Raw genomic sequence first — 17,911 nt, 5'->3', positions numbered from 1 at the left:
AGGATTGACCGCTTTCTAACTGTTCGCTGATAAGACGCGAACTGTAATACAAACTTCGCTCTCCCCAATACGTCTGTTTCCGCACCTGAATTTCAATATTGTATTGCACCCCAAAACCATCTTTGGCTAAGACATCTAACACGATTTCTTTGGCGTGGAGATCTTCACCGGAGATATTGGGGTTGAGAATATCCGTAATCGTAATCGGTGGTTGATCGTAGCGGATGCTGTTAATCAAATCAGACAGCAATTCGGGTGATTGGGCAAAGAGACGTTTGAAAATGTAATCGTTCTTCGGATCGAGCAGCGGCAGCATGATTGGGGTGATGGTTGAGGGTGATATGGTTAATTGTAGTCCGGCAGGTAGGGAGATGTCGTGGGTAAACAAAAAACCCCACCGAATTCGGTGGGGTTTTCTTTTTGACGAGAACGTCAGATTACATCATGCCGCCCATACCGCCCATGCCACCCATATCAGGTGCTGCAGGCTTGTCTTCTGGGATTTCAGCAATCATGCAATCGGTAGTCAACATCAAACCAGCAACCGAAGCAGCGTGTTGCAGCGCGGAGCGGGTCACTTTAGCTGGGTCTAACACACCCATTTCAACCAGATCGCCGTATTCGCCGGTGGCTGCGTTGTAGCCGAAGTTACCTTCGCCTTCATACACTTTGTTCACCACCACAGAAGGCTCATCGCCAGCGTTCTTCACGATTTGACGCAATGGAGCTTCAATCGCTTTCAACACGATTTGGATACCAGCGTCTTGTTCTGCGTTCAAGCCTTTCAGCTCGCCCATGTTCTTACGGGCACGCAACAGCGCAACACCACCGCCGGGGACAATGCCTTCTTCCACGGCTGCACGAGTGGCGTGCAATGCATCTTCCACGCGGGCTTTTTTCTCTTTCATTTCGACTTCGGTAGCAGCACCGACTTTGATCACTGCCACACCGCCGGCCAATTTCGCCACGCGCTCTTGCAGTTTTTCACGGTCGTAGTCGCTGGTCGCTTCTTCGATTTGAGCGCGAATTTGTGCCACACGCGCTTGGATGTTGGCTTCTTGACCTGCGCCGTCGATGATCGTGGTGTTTTCTTTGCCCACTTCGACACGTTTGGCTTGGCCCAACAGATCCAGTGTCACTTTTTCCAAAGTCAAACCGACTTCTTCAGCAATCACAGTACCGCCGGTCAGGATAGCGATATCTTCCAACATGGCTTTGCGGCGATCGCCAAAACCAGGGGCTTTCACGGCCACGGTTTTCAGGATGCCACGGATGTTGTTCACCACCAATGTTGCCAGTGCTTCACCATCCACATCTTCTGCAATGATCAACAGTGGGCGGCCAGATTTTGCCACTTGTTCCAAGGTTGGCAGCAGGTCGCGGATGTTGGAGATTTTTTTGTCAAACAACAACACAAATGGGTTGTCCAATTGTGCGATTTGTTTTTCTGGTTGGTTGATGAAGTAGGGCGACAGGTAGCCACGGTCGAATTGCATCCCTTCGACCACGTCCAGTTCGTCTTCCAAACCGGAACCATCTTCAACAGTGATCACGCCTTCTTTGCCCACTTTTTCCATCGCAGCAGCGATTTTTTCACCAATCACGGTGTCGCTGTTTGCAGAAATCGAACCCACTTGGGCGATTTCTTTGGTGGTGGCGCAAGGCTTAGCGATTTTTTTCAGTTCTTCAACGATGGCGATGACTGCTTTGTCGATACCACGTTTCAGATCCATTGGGTTCATGCCGGCGGCAACGTATTTCATGCCTTCTTGTACCACGGCTTGTGCCAACACGGTGGCTGTGGTGGTACCGTCACCAGCGATATCGTTGGTTTTGGATGCCACTTCTTTCACCATTTGGGCACCCATGTTTTCGAACTTGTCTTTCAGTTCGATTTCTTTAGCAACAGACACACCGTCTTTGGTGATGGTGGGGGCGCCATAGCTGCGCTCTAACACCACGTTGCGACCTTTCGGGCCCAAGGTGACTTTCACTGCATCGGCCAGAATGTTAACGCCATTAACCATCTTGGCGCGGGCGGAATCACCAAATTTGACTTCTTTTGCTGCCATAGTGTGTTACTCCAGTCGTATTCGAATCGTCTAACTAAACAAAAGTGTGTGTGGCTTATTCCACAATGCCCATCACGTCTTCTTCACGCATCACCAACAGCTCTTCGCCGTCCACTTTGACGGTTTGGCCGGAGTATTTGCCGAAGATCACTTTGTTGCCGACTTTCAATTCCAGAGGACGACGCTCGCCGTTCTCCAAGATCTTGCCATTACCAACGGCGATTACTTCACCCATGTCCGGTTTTTCGGCGGCATTGCCGGGCAAAACGATACCAGAAGCGGTTTTTTCTTCGGCTTCGAGACGTTTGATCACAACGCGGTCATGTAAGGGACGAATTGCCATGGAGTTCTCCTGATTCACTTAGGGAGTTACAACAAAATCGGTTATTAAATTGCGAGGGATTTCCCTCTGGGCGAGGTGTTGTTAGCACTCTGCCCTTGCGAGTGCCAATAATAGGAACGCCCCAAGGGGTTTTCAAGAGCCCTCCGCAAGAAATTTTTAGCCTTTTTTCAATCGGGCCAGCATCAAGGCGGTGTTATCCAAGGGTCGGCCGTCTTCACATAAATAGTCGCGGGCAAGTAAAGCTTGTGGCACATGGCCGGGTTGAATGCGTCGCCATTGTGCGGTTTTAGCGTCTTGCCATTCATGATTTTGGCTAGCAGCAATGGCAAACAATTTGAATTCACGGCTATCACACCGCAGCCCTTGGTGGCTGATATTGGCGACGCCTTCACTGCTGGTGATGCGTAGGGTGTAACGAATCACGGCATCAGTGCCGATGCTGAGACTGTCGGCATCGAGGGCAATTTGATTTTGGTAAACCGGCCCCCCAGAAATCACCAGCCATGAGGTGTTGCCGTTGGGGTTGGCGGGGAGGGTGGTGGCGGCTTCTTGCCACACTTTAGGCGGTTCCCAATGGTAGTTTTGGTTAAAACGATCGCGATTATCGGCCCATGCTGCTTGGCCTAGGCTGGCGAGTAATAAGACGGTGAGACTGCGACGAAAACACATCACGATGTAAAGTCCAATTTGAAGGTAAAACGATTGCGTTGAGTTGGGCGGCCGGCATGGTAGCCTTGTTCACTGATGAGAACATCACCGCGTGAGCGCACCATCAAAATAGTCGAGGCGGTGGTGCCATAGTCATCGCTTTGGATAAAAATCGGTGAGAGCAGGCGTTCCAGTGTGGTACCGACACCGGTATTGGGTAGGGTGTCTAACGGTGGATGCTCTGCATCTTGCAACCAGCTAAACATCTCTTCCTCTGCGGGTAGGCGCTTGATGCTTTCTAGCCGATGTTTGAGTCGTTCCACCTTCGGCCACGAGGTATTGAGTTGGGCATTGGATAAACCAAACACACCGTGAGTCAGTCGAGTGAGGGTATGACGTGGGCTGTGATAGCAATACAAATCATCCACTCGCCCAAATAACAGATTAAACGGCGCATAGCTGCGGCTTTGTTGGGTGAGGTGGTGGGCAAACGCCAAGCTGGACAGCTCGCCACACACGTAGTCGGTGACCAAACTGCCGCGTGATAATGCTTGCGGTGGGGGCTTCAGTCCCATCCGTACATTGGTAACCGCCGCAAAACGGCCGTTACGGTGTAGGGCTAACCAACTGCCGCCGCCTTGTAAATCGCGACCACCAAACACCTCGGGTTGATCGGGCCAAGGGCCAAGGGCAGCACTGGGACGACGATAGTATTCATCTCGATTGGCTGCCAACAGCAACACGGTGCCGGGTAGCGCCTTATAGTGTAAACCGATGAGACACATGACAAAGTCGCTTTGTATAAAGATGATTAGGCAGGCGTAGAATAGTCGCCTTTCTTGTCTAAACTCAAATCTCGTCTAATGGCTATGTCTGAATTGAACCCCTTACCCCCAATTGACCAAACCCTCGATTTATCGGGACTCAACTGTCCATTGCCCATTCTTCGTACCAAAAAAGCCCTAGCGGTTTTAGCTTCTGGCAACGTGGTTGCTGTGACTGCCACCGATCCGGCGGCACCTGCCGATTTTGCTGCTTTTTGCAAACAAACTGGCCACACTTTGCTGCGCTCTGAGACATTAGACAATGGCAAATTTTGGTTGGTCCTACAGCGTCGCTAAACGCAATTCACCTTAATTAAAAAGGAGTGTGTGTCCGTGTCTATCCTGATTCGTAATGCCCGCATGGTCAACGAAGGCCAAATTCAACAGGGCGATATGTTGATTCGTCATGGGCGGATTGAAAAAATGGCGGCGGAAATCAGTGCGCCCAGCGATATCAAACAAGAAATTGATGCTGCAGGTCGCTATCTCTTGCCCGGCATGATCGATGATCAAGTGCATTTTCGTGACCCCGGCTTGACTCATAAAGGGTCGATTGCCACTGAATCACGCGCTGCTGTGGCGGGTGGGATCACCAGTTTTATGGATATGCCCAACACCAAACCGCCGACACTGACTCAACAAGCCCTAACAGATAAGTTGGCGCTGGGGGCGCAAACTGCAACCGCTAACTATGCTTTTCATTTCGGCGTCAGTAACGACAATCTGGATGAAGTATTAAAGGTCGATCCACGACGTACCCCCGGCATTAAAGTGTTCATGGGGGCTTCAACCGGCAATATGCTGGTGGATGATCCCAAAGTATTAGAAGCCCTGTTCGCACAAGCGCCGACGATTGTGCTGACGCATTGTGAAGATACCCCGATGATTAGCGCCAACGAAGCGGCTTTCCGTGAACGCTTTGGCGATGCGGTGCCGGCGGTGTACCACCCGATTATTCGAGGTCGTGAGGCGTGTTTGAAATCGTCCTCGTTGGCGGTGGAGTTGGCGCGGAAACATGGCACGCGGCTGCATGTGCTGCATATCACCACTGCTGATGAATTGGCGTTGTTTGACCAAGGCCCGATGGCGAATAAGCAAATCACCGCCGAAGTGTGTGTCCATCATTTGTTGTTTGATGAGCGTGACTACGCCGATTTGGGATATCTCATCAAATGCAATCCAGCTATTAAAACCCGTCAAGACCGTGATGCACTGCGGGCGGCGTTGGCATCGAATGTGCTCGATATTATCGGCACCGACCATGCGCCACATACCCGAGAAGAAAAAGCCGGCCACTATTTCCAAGCGCCGTCTGGCTTACCTTTGGTGCAACATGCGTTGGCAGGTGCGTTAGAGCTGGTACACGATGGCGTGTTGTCGATTGAACAATTAGTACAAAAGACCAGTCATAACGTAGCGCAACGCTTCCGCATAGAAGAACGGGGCTTTTTACGCGAAGGTTATTGGGCCGATGTGGTGTTAGTGGAGATGGCAGAGGGGGAAACCGTCAGCAATGACAACTGCCTTTATCACTGTGGTTGGACACCGTTTGCCGGTCGTCATCTGCGCTCTCGTGTATTAACCACCCTTGTTTCTGGTCAAGTGGCTTGGCACGAAGGCCAAGTCCGCCCAGATTGTCGTGGCATGGCGTTGCGTTTTTCTCTTTAACCAAATTTGACACAAGGAGGGCTCATGCTGAGACGATGGCTAGGTGGGATGTTATGTGGGGTGTTGGTGGCGTGTTCAGATGCGCCAACGACAGACAGTAAACCAAAAGGCCCCCCGCCTATCAGTGTCAGCATGGCCACTGCCAGTGTGCGTACCTTGGAACAACGGACAGCGGTGTTGGCCGAGGTGGAGTCGTTAAATGCCGCCACGGTGGTCAGTGAAACCGCTGGCCGTGTGGTGCAACTGCATGTCGATATCGGTAGCCAAGTGCAAGCGGGTCAACTCTTGGCAACCATCGATGCCGCTGATCTCACCAATACCCGTCTGGCGCGTGATGCCGAAGCGTTGCGTTTGCAAACTCAAGCCGAACAACAACAACGGCAAGTCAGCCGCTATCAACAACTATTTGAACAAGGGTTTGTGTCCTCGGCCTATTTAGAAGAACAAAAAACCCAATTAAACGCATTACAAAAACAGCTGAGTGCCGCCCAAGCACAAGCCGAGAATGCCCGCCGCGATCAGGCCCGCGCCGGAGTGAAAGCGGCCCAAGCTGGCACCATTGATAGCCGCTTGGTCAGTGAAGGCGAATATGTCTCGGTCGGGAAGGCGCTGTTTCGTTTGGTGGGGCAACAAGGTTTGCGTGCTCGTTTTGCCTTGTCAGAACGCGAGGGCAGTGTGTTGCGAGTGGGCAGCCCTGTGACGTTAACAACAGAAACCGGTGACCGCTTCACTGCTGCTGTCAGTGAGATTCGTCCTACGTTAGATAGCCAAAACCGTATGTTAGAAGCCTTGGTAGCGTTGTCACCGCAGGCGAAATTTCGCGTTGGACAAAGTGTTGAAGCTTCGGTGGTATTGAGCAGCAAACAAGCGTTGGCCGTACCGAGTATTGCCGTGGTAGCGCGGCAGCAAGGTTCGGTGGTGTTTGTCGCAGATAAAGGACAAGCTCGCGCTACGGTGGTGAAAACTGGCGTGGAAGATCAAGGTTGGGTGGAAATTGTGGACGGTCTCGCTGCCGGTACGCCGGTGGTCAGCGACGGCGCTGGTTTCTTATCTGATGGCGCAAAAATTAAAGCGAAAACCGAGAAGCAAGACAGCAAAGCAAGCAAAAATTCGCTAGAAGGCCGCCAGTCATGAGATTAGCCGAATTTTCGATTCGTCGTCATGTTCTGACGTATATGATGTCTGCGGTGCTGATTTTATTTGGCGTCTTGGCGTATCAACGTATTGGGGTAGATCGCTATCCCAATATCGAACAACCCATTATCAGTGTATCGACCACCTTGCGTGGTGCCACACCGGAAGTGGTGGATAACAGCATTACACAAGCGATTGAATCGGCCGTGAACAGTGTGCCCGGGATTGATTTAATCGAATCGACTTCGAGCCCGGGCCGTTCCAGCGTCAAAATTACCTTTAATTTAGATAAAGATGTCGATGTTGCCTTCAACGAAGTGCAATCGAAAGTGAGTCAGGCACAGCGCAGTTTGCCCGATGAAGCCGACGCACCGGTGGTGTCAAAAACCGATGCCAATTCGTCACCAATTATGTGGTTGTCGCTGACGGGGGATCGTACCTTGCAACAGCTGTATGACTACGGTGATAACGTGGTTAAAAAGCAGCTAGAAACCATTGATGGTGTTGGCGAGGTGTTGGTGCGTGGCCGAGGGGAGCGGGTGATTCGGATTGAGCTCGACCCTCTGCGTTTGGCACGCTATAGCCTGACGGCGAAAGAAGTACAAGACGCTTTTAAACGCGAACATTTACAACAGGCCGGTGGTTTTGTGGTGGCGGGGCCGCGTGAGTATTTGGTGGATCTCAACCTAGAGTTTCACTCGCTATCTGCCTTGCAGGAGATGGTGGTGGTGTGGCGGGGCAACGGCGCAGTGCGGTTGGCGGATGTGGCACGGGTGATAGATGGCGAAACAGATATGCGTAATTTGTCGCGTATCAACGGCAAGCCAACGGTCAACCTCGGCATTGTGCGGATTGCCAACACCAATACGGTGGCGATTGCTGATGAAGTGCTACGGCGCATTGATAGCCAAATTCGCCCCAGTTTGCCGCCCGGAATGAATCTGGCGGTGGTGTCGAATGATTCTACCTTTGTGCTAGAGATGGTGGCGGCGCTGAAAAGCCATTTATTTGAAGGCACATTGCTGGCTGCCTTGGTGGTGTGGTTATTTTTGCGTAGCTGGCGCTCGACTCTTATCGTGGCCTTGGCCATTCCGGTTTCTCTACTGGGGGCCATCGCCTTAATGTATTTCCTCGGTTACACCTTTAACACCGTGACGCTGTTGGCGCTGTTATTGCTGATTGGTGTGGTGGTCGATGATGCCATTGTGGTGTTGGAAAACATTCACCGCCGGCGTGAAATGGGGCAACACGACCCAATGCAAGCGGCGATTGATGGCAGTCAGGAAGTGATTTTTGCTGTGATTGCGGCGACTCTGAGTTTGGTAGCGATTTTCCTGCCGGTGATTTTTTTATCGGGGATTGTCGGTCGCTTGTTTAATTCGTTTGCGATTGTGGTGTCGTTTGGGGTGATGGTGTCGCTGTTTGTTGCGGTGACGTTGACGCCGATGTTGTGCAGCCGCTTTTTGCAAGTAGAAACTCAACATGGCCGCCTGTATGTCTGGTTAGAGCAACAATTTATCGCCCTTGAACAATCGTATAGTCGTTTATTGCGTTTTTCGCTGCGCCATCGGCTGTTGATTTTATTGGTCGGGGTGGTGGCCGTCGCAGCGAGTGCGGTGCCGATGATGGCGATGAAAAGTGAGTTTTTGCCCGAAGAAGATGAAGGCCGCTTTATGGTCAATATTCGGACACCGGTGGGGTCTAGCATCTACTACACCGATGAAAAAACCAAACAGGTCGAACAGATATTAAAACGCTATCCCGAAATCCAAAATGTGCTGGCGATTGTGGGCGGTTTTGGATCGAGTGGGGTGAATTCGACTTTTATGATTGTTCGGATGAAGCCGCGTGATGAGCGCAGTCAATCACAGCAACAGTTGTTGGGCGAGGTACGCAAGGCGTTAAGCGGGATTGCTGGGGCACGGGTGTCGGCGTTCCCCTATCCGCGTGTGGGTGAAACCCGTGGCGGCAAGCTGCAATTTGCTGTGGTGGGGCCCAATTTGAATGAAGTGGGTCAACAAGCGGCCAATTTACAACGGCTGTTATCGGCTGATCCGGCGATTGGGCGGGTGGATTTAGATGTGGATTTGAACTTGCCACAAATTCGCTTTGATATTCAACGTGATGCCGTGGCGAAATATGGTTTAACCGTTCAATCGGTGGCCGAGACGCTCAATCTTTTGTCGGCAGGCAGCAATATTGCCCAGTTTAACGAAGGTGGCAGCGGCACTCGCTACGATGTGCGGTTAAAAGCGGCGGACAGTGCGCTGACACGGCCAGAAGATTTGCAGAAAATTTATTTGCGTAATCAGCAAGGTGAGATGATTCGATTGGATAGCGTGTTGAAAATCGAGCGCAGTGTGGGGCCTACTCAAATTGAACGGCAAAACCTGCTGTATTCCGCCACGCTGAAAGGTTCGCCGACGGTATCGCTTTCTGAAGCGGTGGCGAAGGTAGAACAGGTGGCTCGCGACACCCTGCCCCCCGGTTATCGTATTGAAAAACTCGGTGAGGCGCGGGAATTGGAGCGCACCGGCGGTCAGTTGTTGTTTGTGTTCGGGTTGGCGTCGCTATTGCTGTATATGATTTTGGCCAGTCAGTTCAACTCGTTTGCACAGCCGGCGGTGATTATGTTGGCTGAACCACTGGCGGTGGTTGGCGGGCTGTTCGCGCTGTGGTGGACAGGCAACACCCTAAACACCTATTCGGTGATTGGTTTGATTTTGTTGATTGGTTTGGTGGCGAAAAATGCCATTTTGTTGGTGGATGTGACCAATCAGTTTCGCGCTAAAGGGATGTCGGTGGATGAGGCCTTAGCCGCCAGCTGCCCTATGCGTCTGCGTCCGGTGTTAATGACCTCGCTGACGGTGATTTTGGCGATGTTCCCAGCGGCATTGGGCTTGGGGGCGGGGGCAGAAACCAATGGCCCGCTGTCGATTGCGGTGATTGGTGGCATGTTAAGTTCGACTTTACTGACGCTTGTGGTTGTCCCCGCCGCATATTCGTTGTTGGAAAATGCGCTAGTGCGGCGGGCGGCTCGCTAACGGTACATAAAAATCAAACCGTGTGCTTTTTCCTTGTAGTTCTGCATTCGGCGGGGGGCCGGGGATGCGTTCGCCTAAGCGTGGACGCTTCACCACCACCCGCTTTTTTGCCACTTGTAAGGCTGCTGCCAACAAGCGTTCACTATCGAGATCATCCCCAATGCAGTGTTGAAAAGCCTGCATGTCTTTTTTAGCAGCGGCGCTTTTTCCTGTATCTGGAAACATCGGGTCGAGATACACCACATCGGGCCGTTGTGCGCTGTCTAACGTCAGCAACCAATCTGCTGCATCAGCGTGAACCAACTGCATTCTTTCCACAATGTCAGCGGTGTCTGAGTGAGCGGCGGCGCGCGCGAGGCCATCGGCAAGTAAAGCGGCGGCCACTGGCGAGCGTTCAACCAGTGTCACTTCACATCCCAACGTGGCCAACACAAAAGCATCACGCCCTAAACCGGCGGTGGCATCGACAACCTGTGGCAGATAACTGCCTTTGATACCGATGGCTTTCGCCACCGGTTGCCCTTTCCCACCACCAAATTGGCGACGATGGGCGGCGGCACCTTCGACAAATTCAGCCATCACCGCCCCGTGAGCATGGGGATGTTCCAAACTGAGCTGGGTCTCGCGCAACACCAAGGCATAGCCATCGCTGGGCAGGTGGTCTTGCAATGACAACGCAAATTGCACAGCAAAGGCTTCGGCTTCGTGTTGACGATCTGGTGCTAAACAAACAAGAGGAGGCAGAACGGGCATAGTGTATTTCTCAACAACTTCTTAAAGGGTGTTGACCGCAGCGGCAGTTTGCTAGACTGGCTACTGTCATGACAAAAGGGGTCGGCAGTGGGTTATGGCTTGGCTTTAGCATTGGGTATTACATTGCCACATAGTTTACCGTCAATCGTACCTTGGCCGGTATCGCTGCTGTTGGCGATAGCTCTTGCCGTTGTCGCGCGTAATACCCGAAAAACGATATTTTGCTGGGGATGTCTATTCCTCTTGGGGATCAGTTGGAGTGCTTGGCGCATCGATCATCGTTTAGCACAACAACTCCCGCCAGCATGGGAAGGCCGCGCCATCGAATTGGTTGGGCAGGTGGTCGGTTTGCCACAGATGACACGCTATGGCTGGCGCGTTGAGCTGGAGGTGGAAGATGTGCTGACGGTGGATCCCACGCTGCGCGTGCCATCGCGTTTGACTTTGTTTGATGGGCGGCAGCAATTACCGCCTCGTTTAATCGTTGGATCACATTGGCAGATGCAGGTTCGGTTGAAACGGATGCACAGTGTGGTCAATCCCTATGGTCGTGAGTTGGAGTCGAGTCTTTGGGCGAATGCCCAACTGGTCTCAGGTCAAATCCGCCGCGCTGTCCCGCTGTCCCCTCGCTTCAGTGAACAATGGTCGATTGATCACTGGCGCGACCGTATTCGCCAACATATTGCCCAACAGCTACCGAATCAGCGTTATGCCGGTTTGGTCAGTGCTTTGGTAATCGGTGACCAACAAGCGATTCCCGCTGAACAATGGCAACTGTTTCAACGTACTGGCTTAATTCATCTCATCAGTATTTCTGGCGTACACCTTACCTTAGCGGCGGCGGGGGTGGCATGGATAACCGCGTGGTTATTGCGTGTCTGTGCCGTTCAAACCGCACACCGCCCGATTATTGCGGTGGCGGCTTTGTTGTTTGCGGCGGTTTATGCGCTATTAGCTGGGTTTTCCGTACCGACACAACGTTCCTTTTATATGTTAGTGGCAGTGACGTGGGCATTAAGTCGGCGTGAGCCTTGGCCATTGCCAAAAATTTTACTGTTCGCGGCGTTGGCGGTGTTAATCCCCGACCCTTTTGCTGTGTTGACCCTCGGTTTTTGGTTGTCCTTTGGCACGGTGGCAGCAATGGCCTTGGCAGTGGTGGGCTATGTACGGCGGCCAAGTGCTTGGAGATTGTGGTTAGAGGCCCAATGGGGTGCGACTGTATTGACCTTATTACCCGTGTTGGTGTTGTTTCAAACCATTAGCTGGGTTGCGCCACTCGCCAACGCCTACGCCATTCCCTTGATCGGAGGTTTTGCCACTGGGTTGCTGTTATTCGCCACGGTGCTACCCGTCTCATGGGCGTTGCCAGTGGCACATCAGGTCTTGGTAGGGGTGTTATGGCCGGTGGAATACATGGGGCAGTGGCCACAGTGGGTGATGGCGGTGCCCGAGCCGTTATCGTTACTGGCTGCGCTGTTGGGATGTGGTTTACTGCTGGTTCCGTTTGGCGTGGGGGGACGTGGTTTTGCCGTGCTGTTGTTATTACCACTATTTTTTGCGCCATCGCCGCGCCCTGCGCTTAACGAGGTGTGGTTGACGGTGTTGGATGTTGGCCAAGGGTTGGCTGTGTGGATTCAAACTGCCCACCATAGCCTGTTATACGACACCGGCCCGCGTTTGGGTGAGCGAGATATGGGAGAACGGGTGGTGGTGCCACAGCTACACGCGGCAGGGGTGACCCAGCTCGATGCCTTGATTTTAAGTCATGATGATCTTGATCATGTCGGGGGGACTGCCGCCGTGGTGGCCGCTTTGCCAGTGCAACAATGGTTGGCCCCTTATCGTTTAGCCAGTGCAACCCATCTGGCTGCACCATTTATTCCGTGTCGGCAGGGGATGGTGTGGCAATGGGATGGGGTGGAGTTTGCTTTTTTGCATCCGGTCGTCGGTGAAGCGCAGCGTGATGATAACGGCCAATCTTGTGTGTTGCGTGTGCGAACCGGCTCGCAGGCGATGTTGTTAACCGGTGATATCACGGCGGCAGAAGAGGCACAATTAGTCCAACAACAGCCAGACTTATTGCGCTCACAAGTCTTGTTAGCGGCGCATCATGGCAGCCGCACTTCTTCCAGTTTGGCGTTTTTAAACACCGTGGCACCGGAACAAGTGATTGTGAGCGTGGGGTATCGCAATGCTTTCCGCCATCCGCAGCCGCAGGTATGGGAACGGTTTTTATGGATGGCACAACAGCGTTGGCGCACCGACCGTGATGGTGCAATTCGCGTTCATCTGACACCCAACCAAACCCACATTCAGGCACAGCGTGCCGAGGCACGCCGGTATTGGTATGCCACCAGCGCCGGCAGCGGAGATTAAGCCAACCGTATCAATCACCACGCCACGGCATCACCGGCACGGTGGAAAGACTGTTGGCTGGCGCGCCTTCGATCAATTTGCGGCTGATGGCGAGATAAACCAACGTGCGGTTTTTTTCATCCCACAACCTGACCACGCGGGTTTCTTTAAACAACAGCGAGGTGTCTTCACTAAACACTGTTTCTTCCTCGGGAAGTTTGGCGGGCAAGCTGATGGGGCCGGTTTGACGACAGGCCAGCGAAAACTGCGAAGGATCTTGTGCCAAGCCTAGACTACCGGAAATACCGCCCTTGCGCGCTTGGCTCACATGACAGGTTACCCCGGGGACTTTTTTGTCGTAAAACGCTTCGACACACACACGGTGGTTTGCGCCTAACAATTTCCATGCTGTAGTGGCGCATCCTACCGTTTCTGCTGCTGCAGCCATCGCCCACAGCGAAACCACACCAGCCATTGCCATGCGAAGTAAACCACTCATACCGCGCTCAATTCTTGATAGAGATTGACGAATTCTTGGCTGAGTTTATGTTTAGGGTCGAAATGGATGAGTGGCTTGGCGGCTTGGTGTGATTCACGGATCTTGACTGAGCTAGACAGGCGCACGGTCCGCACGGGTAACCCTTCGGCTTCGAGTTCTGTTACCAACTTCACCGGCAAGGCAGCCCGTGGCTGAAACTGGTTCACAATCACACCTTCTACCTGTAGTGAACGATTATGATCGTTGCGAATTTCTTCTACATTCCCCATGAGGGTATATAAGGCTTGGCGCGAGAACGTATCGCAATCAAAAGGAATCAAACAACGATCAGCGGCAATCAGTGCCGAGCGAGTAAAGAAATTGAGGGCTGGAGGGGTATCAATCCAGATTTCATCATATTCATGGCTCAACTCGTTGAGCGCATCACGCAATTTATACATCTTATAGCGGGCTTCTAATTTGCCCGCCAATTCGCCCAATTCGGGATGGGAGGCGATTAAAAACAAATTCTCAAACGGTGTCGCTTGTGCAAATTCGTGATTTTTCTTGGCGAATAAGCTGAAGTTTAAAATCTGTTCAAAGAATTCGAACAAGCCCGGTTGGGTGCTGGGGGCTCCGAGTAAATAATGGCTTAGGTTGCCCTGTGGATCGAGATCAATGAGCAACACTTTCCGCCCTTGCCACGCGGCAATGGCAGCGAGGTTGGCGGTGATCGTCGATTTGCCTACGCCCCCTTTTTGGTTAAACACCACTCTGCGAATTGCTGGCATCACGCTTTCCTTTTAGTTTGCTGGGCAAACTCGTTGTTTTTGTTGTTCGCTGGCTGATTTGCTGCTGATAGGTTGGCTACGGCTTTCTTGTTCGCTATAGCGATAGGTCACCACTAAGCGGTTGTTCTCGTCGTATAACGTGGTGTCTAACAGGCGATAGGTTTGATTGGCACAGTCAATTTCCCAGGTATTCAAAGAGTGTTTATGCCGAGGGACGGTAAGGAAATTTTCTTTGGTGAGATTAAAGATGGTTTTGCGATCACGAAACGTGACTTTATTGCCTTGCCGTTTAATCGAGAGCTTGTCGAGTTCGTGCATGGTATTGCCATTGGGCGTCACGCCGAGGTTTTCCCACTCGGCGTTAGGTGAACTGCTGCTGCTCATCTGCCCCCCTTGTGGCGTGGCACAACCTGCCAAGATCAATAGAGCAGCCAACCCTGCCCCAACCAAACGAAACTGACACTTCTGCATGCTGAATCCTTTGCTCACTGCGATCTTCCCGTCGCCAAGGGAGATAAACCGCTTACAATTATTGGCTTTCCTGCCTATTTTGCCCAATCCATGACTACTGCGTCTGACATTTTGCATCATGTTTTTGGTTATACCGCGTTTCGTGGAGATCAGGAAGCGGTCGTCAATCACCTTGTGAATGGTGGTGATGCATTGGTGGTGATGCCGACAGGGGGCGGAAAATCGCTGTGTTTTCAGATTCCTGCCTTGTTACGCGACGGTATCGCTATTGTGGTCAGTCCGCTGATTGCGTTAATGCAAAATCAAGTGGCGACTTTGACCGAATTGGGGGTTGCCGCTGCTTATCTGAATTCTGCTCAAACACCAGAGCAGGCGCGTGAGGTTGCCAAAGCGATGCGGCGTGGTGAGCTCAAGCTGGTCTATGTCGCGCCTGAGCGTTTGTTGCAGCCTCATTTTCTGTCTTTCTTAGCCAGCCTGCCGTTGGCGCTGTTTGCGATTGATGAGGCGCATTGTGTCAGTCAATGGGGACATGATTTTCGGCCAGAATATCGTCAATTAGGGGTGTTGGCGCAACATTTTCCAACCGTACCGCGCATTGCCCTGACTGCAACTGCCGACGCACAAACGCGGCAAGAGATTCAATACCATCTTCAACTCGAACAGGCTCAGCTTTTCTTATCCAGTTTTGCCCGTCCTAATCTGCATTATCGTGTGGTACAAAAAAACCAAGCCAAACAACAACTGCTGGCGCTGATTCAGAACCATTATCGTGAGCAATCGGGGATTGTGTACTGTGCTTCACGCAAGCGGGTTGAAGACATCACCGCATGGTTGGTTGAACAGGGGATTTCAGCATTGCCCTACCATGCCGGTTTGCCGTATGCCATGCGTGAGCAACACCAACAACAGTTTTTGCGTGATGACGGGGTGGTGATGGTGGCAACGGTGGCGTTCGGCATGGGAATTGATAAACCAGATGTCCGCTTTGTTGCCCATGTTGATTTACCTCGCAGCCCAGAAAGTTTTTACCAAGAATCAGGACGAGCAGGGCGTGATGGTCTGCCGGCACTCAGTTGGCTGTGTTATGGCCTAAGCGACGTTATGCAGCTGCAGTTTATGGTGACACAATCTGCGCTCAGTCCCGACCGCCAACAGGTAGAGCTGAATAAACTACAAGCGATGTTGGCCTATTGCGAAACCAATACCTGTCGTCACCAACAACTCCTAGCCCATTTTGGTGAAACAGTCGCTCCGTGTGGCAAATGTGATAATTGCTGTCAGCCACCTTCTTTATTTGATGCGACGGTGCCAGTACAAAAATTACTGTCCTGCATTTATCGGACAGGTCAACAACTGGGCGCTGCACAGATTATCGACATCTTATTAGGTAAAACAGACCACAATGAAATCGCCGCATGGCGACACCTTTCCACCTTTGGCATTGGTCATGAACTGACACAACGTGGATGGCGGGCTGTGATTCGCCAATTATTAGCCCGTGGCTTACTGAAATTGGGCGATGCGCCACGTCATGCATTGTTGTTATCGCCTGAGTGCCGTCCGATTTTGAAAGGTGAGCAAGCCATTTCGTTACGCCCGCTACAAAGTAAGAATCCTAAATGGGTGGCACAACAAGGTGAGCGTTGGTTGCGGACTGAACGACAAGAACGATTGTGGCAACGGCTACGCCGATGGCGTAAAGAAGTGGCTGAGGCGCATAATGTGCCGGCCTATGCCATTTTTCTTGATCGCACGCTGCGCGAATTGATCGAAAAGCTTCCTGAGAATGCAACCGAACTCAGGCATATTACGGGTGTAGGCGAAAGTAAAGTGGCACGTTATGGCCAACAACTATTGAATTTACTGCATCAGGCAGAATGAACGCCGCTGCTTGTTGTGGGATGACCTTGTTTTCTGGAGTGAATAAATGCCCGTTAATTTACCTGTGTTAAACCCCGCTGAATTACCTGCTGTTGCGGGTGTCTCTTTGGCGTATGCCGAAGCTGGGATTAAAAAGCCCGGCCGCAAAGATGTTTTGTTAATGACCTTGGCCGAAGGGAGCACTGTCGCTGGGGTCTTCACCAAAAACCGTTTTTGTGCCGCACCTGTTCACCTGTGTCGCGAACATTTGGCCAGTGGCGAGGCCATCCGCGCCATCGTGGTCAATACAGGGAATGCCAATGCGGGGACAGGGGAAGAAGGCCGGCAACGGGCGACCCGTGTGTGTGATGCGGTGGCCGCTGAGTTAGGGTGTGCACGGCAGCAGGTGTTGCCGTTTTCCACCGGGGTGATTCTTGAACCCTTGCCATACGAAAAAATCATTGCAGCGTTGCCCGACCGTCAAACAGCCGATTGGGCACAGGCAGCAGAAGCCATTATGACCACTGACGTGCTGCCAAAAGCAACTTCACGTCAAATTGTGGTGGATGGCAAAACGGTCACCATCACTGGGATCGCAAAAGGCGCAGGGATGATTCATCCCAATATGGCAACCATGCTCGGTTTTATTGCTACCGATGCTGCTGTGCCGCAGGGCCTATTACAAGCTATCGTCAAAGAAGTGGCGGATGTATCTTTTAATAGCATCACTATTGATGGTGACACTTCGACGAATGACTCCTTTATTCTGGTTGCAACTGGACAAAGTGGTGTTGACATTGCCGAGCGCGACACGCCGGCTTTTGCCGAGCTCTATCAGGCCTTGCGTGAAGTCGCTGAACAACTGGCACAAGCGATTGTCCGCGATGGCGAAGGCGCGACCAAATTTATGACTGTCAAGGTCGAAGGCGGAAAAACCATCGAAGAATGTAAAGCGATTGGTTATGCCATCGGTCGTTCTCCGTTGGTGAAAACCGCTTTCTTTGCTTCTGATCCCAACTTAGGCCGGATTTTGGCAGCGATTGGCTATGCTGGTATTGAAGACCTCGATGTTGAGAAGCTGTCTTTATATTTGGATGATGTGCTGGTTGCTGTGAATGGTGGACGCAACCCTGCCTATCAAGAAGAAGACGGCCAGCGTGTGATGAAACAGGCAGAAATCACTATTCGGGTGGTGTTAGGCCGTGGTGAGGCCAATGCAACCGTATGGACATGTGATTTTTCTTATGATTACGTGAAGATCAATGCTGACTACCGTAGCTAATTGACGGGTTAAGCCTCTTTTTTGAAAAATAAAGAGGCTTAACAAACAATAATTTATCTACTTTTCTAAAGTTTTTGTGAGTGTAGGTGTTGACGATGGTTGGTGGAGTGGGTATAGTTCGCTTCCTCGCTGCAACACAGCAGCAGCAAACAGCGTTTAGTTGTTTGATCGATCTTTAACAGAATACA

The 17,911-nt window shown here is 51.9% G+C and carries 16 protein-coding genes; 7 read left to right on the top strand and 9 right to left on the bottom strand.

What is annotated here, in order from left to right:
* The 5 genes from ACYVJG_RS12655 to ACYVJG_RS12635 all read right to left on the bottom strand — a co-directional run.
* A partial coding sequence (locus tag ACYVJG_RS12655) for an Rpn family recombination-promoting nuclease/putative transposase (protein ID WP_460431368.1) occupies positions 1–316 on the bottom strand: 316 nt, incomplete at its 3' end.
* 121 nt (positions 317–437) lie between these two features.
* Complete coding sequence (gene groL / locus ACYVJG_RS12650) at positions 438–2,072, bottom strand: chaperonin GroEL (RefSeq protein WP_022654385.1); 1,635 nt, start codon at positions 2,070–2,072, stop codon at positions 438–440.
* A 55-nt stretch (positions 2,073–2,127) separates the two neighbouring features.
* Entirely contained in the window at positions 2,128–2,415 is a 288-nt protein-coding gene (gene groES / locus ACYVJG_RS12645; RefSeq protein WP_022654384.1) for a co-chaperone GroES, read from the bottom strand.
* 156 nt (positions 2,416–2,571) lie between these two features.
* Positions 2,572–3,084, bottom strand: a complete 513-nt coding sequence (locus ACYVJG_RS12640) for a CNP1-like family protein (RefSeq protein ID WP_460431369.1) — start codon at positions 3,082–3,084, stop codon at positions 2,572–2,574.
* Complete coding sequence (locus ACYVJG_RS12635) at positions 3,084–3,848, bottom strand: NRDE family protein (protein ID WP_460431367.1); 765 nt, start codon at positions 3,846–3,848, stop codon at positions 3,084–3,086. The genes ACYVJG_RS12640 and ACYVJG_RS12635 overlap by 1 nt, the downstream gene beginning before the upstream one ends.
* Before the next feature lie 84 nt (positions 3,849–3,932).
* On the opposite strand from ACYVJG_RS12635, the gene ACYVJG_RS12630 reads away from it, so the two are divergent.
* Genes ACYVJG_RS12630 through ACYVJG_RS12615 form a run of 4 tightly spaced genes read left to right on the top strand, consistent with a single transcriptional unit; the run spans position 3,933 to position 9,733 of the window.
* Positions 3,933–4,184, top strand: coding sequence for a sulfurtransferase TusA family protein (locus ACYVJG_RS12630; protein WP_040399607.1), 252 nt, complete (start codon positions 3,933–3,935; stop codon positions 4,182–4,184).
* A 36-nt stretch (positions 4,185–4,220) separates the two neighbouring features.
* Positions 4,221–5,555 carry a dihydroorotase gene (locus tag ACYVJG_RS12625; protein ID WP_211213759.1) on the top strand — a complete coding sequence of 445 codons (1,335 nt, stop codon included), beginning with the start codon at positions 4,221–4,223 and terminating at the stop codon, positions 5,553–5,555.
* Between the two features lie 24 nt (positions 5,556–5,579).
* Entirely contained in the window at positions 5,580–6,689 is a 1,110-nt protein-coding gene (locus ACYVJG_RS12620; protein WP_460431366.1) for an efflux RND transporter periplasmic adaptor subunit, read from the top strand.
* On the top strand, positions 6,686–9,733 hold the full coding sequence (locus tag ACYVJG_RS12615; RefSeq protein ID WP_460431365.1) for an efflux RND transporter permease subunit: 3,048 nt from the start codon (positions 6,686–6,688) through the stop codon (positions 9,731–9,733). The genes ACYVJG_RS12620 and ACYVJG_RS12615 overlap by 4 nt, the downstream gene beginning before the upstream one ends.
* Here ACYVJG_RS12615 and ACYVJG_RS12610 read toward each other — a convergent pair.
* Positions 9,710–10,486 (bottom strand): class I SAM-dependent methyltransferase, encoded by a 777-nt coding sequence (locus ACYVJG_RS12610; RefSeq protein WP_460431364.1) that lies wholly within the window; start codon positions 10,484–10,486, stop codon positions 9,710–9,712. The two genes, ACYVJG_RS12615 and ACYVJG_RS12610, sit on opposite strands and share 24 nt — an antisense overlap.
* Positions 10,487–10,573: 87 nt before the next feature.
* Here ACYVJG_RS12610 and ACYVJG_RS12605 point away from each other — a divergent pair, with 87 nt between their 5' ends.
* On the top strand, positions 10,574–12,862 hold the full coding sequence (locus ACYVJG_RS12605; protein ID WP_460431363.1) for a DNA internalization-related competence protein ComEC/Rec2: 2,289 nt from the start codon (positions 10,574–10,576) through the stop codon (positions 12,860–12,862).
* Between the two features lie 10 nt (positions 12,863–12,872).
* On the opposite strand, the gene ACYVJG_RS12600 is transcribed toward ACYVJG_RS12605, so the two are convergent.
* From ACYVJG_RS12600 to ACYVJG_RS12590, 3 genes are read right to left on the bottom strand one after another with little or no spacing between them, the layout of a single operon-like run.
* A complete protein-coding gene (locus tag ACYVJG_RS12600; RefSeq protein WP_460431362.1) occupies positions 12,873–13,340 on the bottom strand; it encodes a CreA family protein in 468 nt (155 codons plus the stop codon).
* Positions 13,337–14,110, bottom strand: a complete 774-nt coding sequence (locus ACYVJG_RS12595) for a ParA family protein (RefSeq protein ID WP_460431361.1) — start codon at positions 14,108–14,110, stop codon at positions 13,337–13,339. Before ACYVJG_RS12595 ends, ACYVJG_RS12600 begins: the two co-directional genes overlap by 4 nt.
* A 12-nt stretch (positions 14,111–14,122) precedes the next feature.
* On the bottom strand, positions 14,123–14,581 hold the full coding sequence (locus ACYVJG_RS12590) for a surface-adhesin E family protein (RefSeq protein WP_460431360.1): 459 nt from the start codon (positions 14,579–14,581) through the stop codon (positions 14,123–14,125).
* 90 nt (positions 14,582–14,671) lie between these two features.
* On the opposite strand from ACYVJG_RS12590, the gene recQ reads away from it, so the two are divergent.
* Together recQ and argJ are read left to right on the top strand one after the other, a co-directional pair.
* A complete protein-coding gene (gene recQ, locus ACYVJG_RS12585; RefSeq protein WP_460431359.1) occupies positions 14,672–16,462 on the top strand; it encodes a DNA helicase RecQ in 1,791 nt (596 codons plus the stop codon).
* 46 nt (positions 16,463–16,508) lie between these two features.
* Positions 16,509–17,723: a bifunctional glutamate N-acetyltransferase/amino-acid acetyltransferase ArgJ gene (argJ, locus tag ACYVJG_RS12580; RefSeq protein ID WP_460431358.1), complete on the top strand. Its 1,215-nt coding sequence runs from the start codon at positions 16,509–16,511 to the stop codon at positions 17,721–17,723.
* Positions 17,724–17,911 lie beyond the last annotated feature (188 nt).

The sequence above is a fragment of the Aquaspirillum soli genome (genome assembly GCF_054781915.1).
The sequence above is the reverse complement of the archived record's forward strand: the minus strand, read 5'-3'. Positions and strand labels throughout refer to the sequence as shown.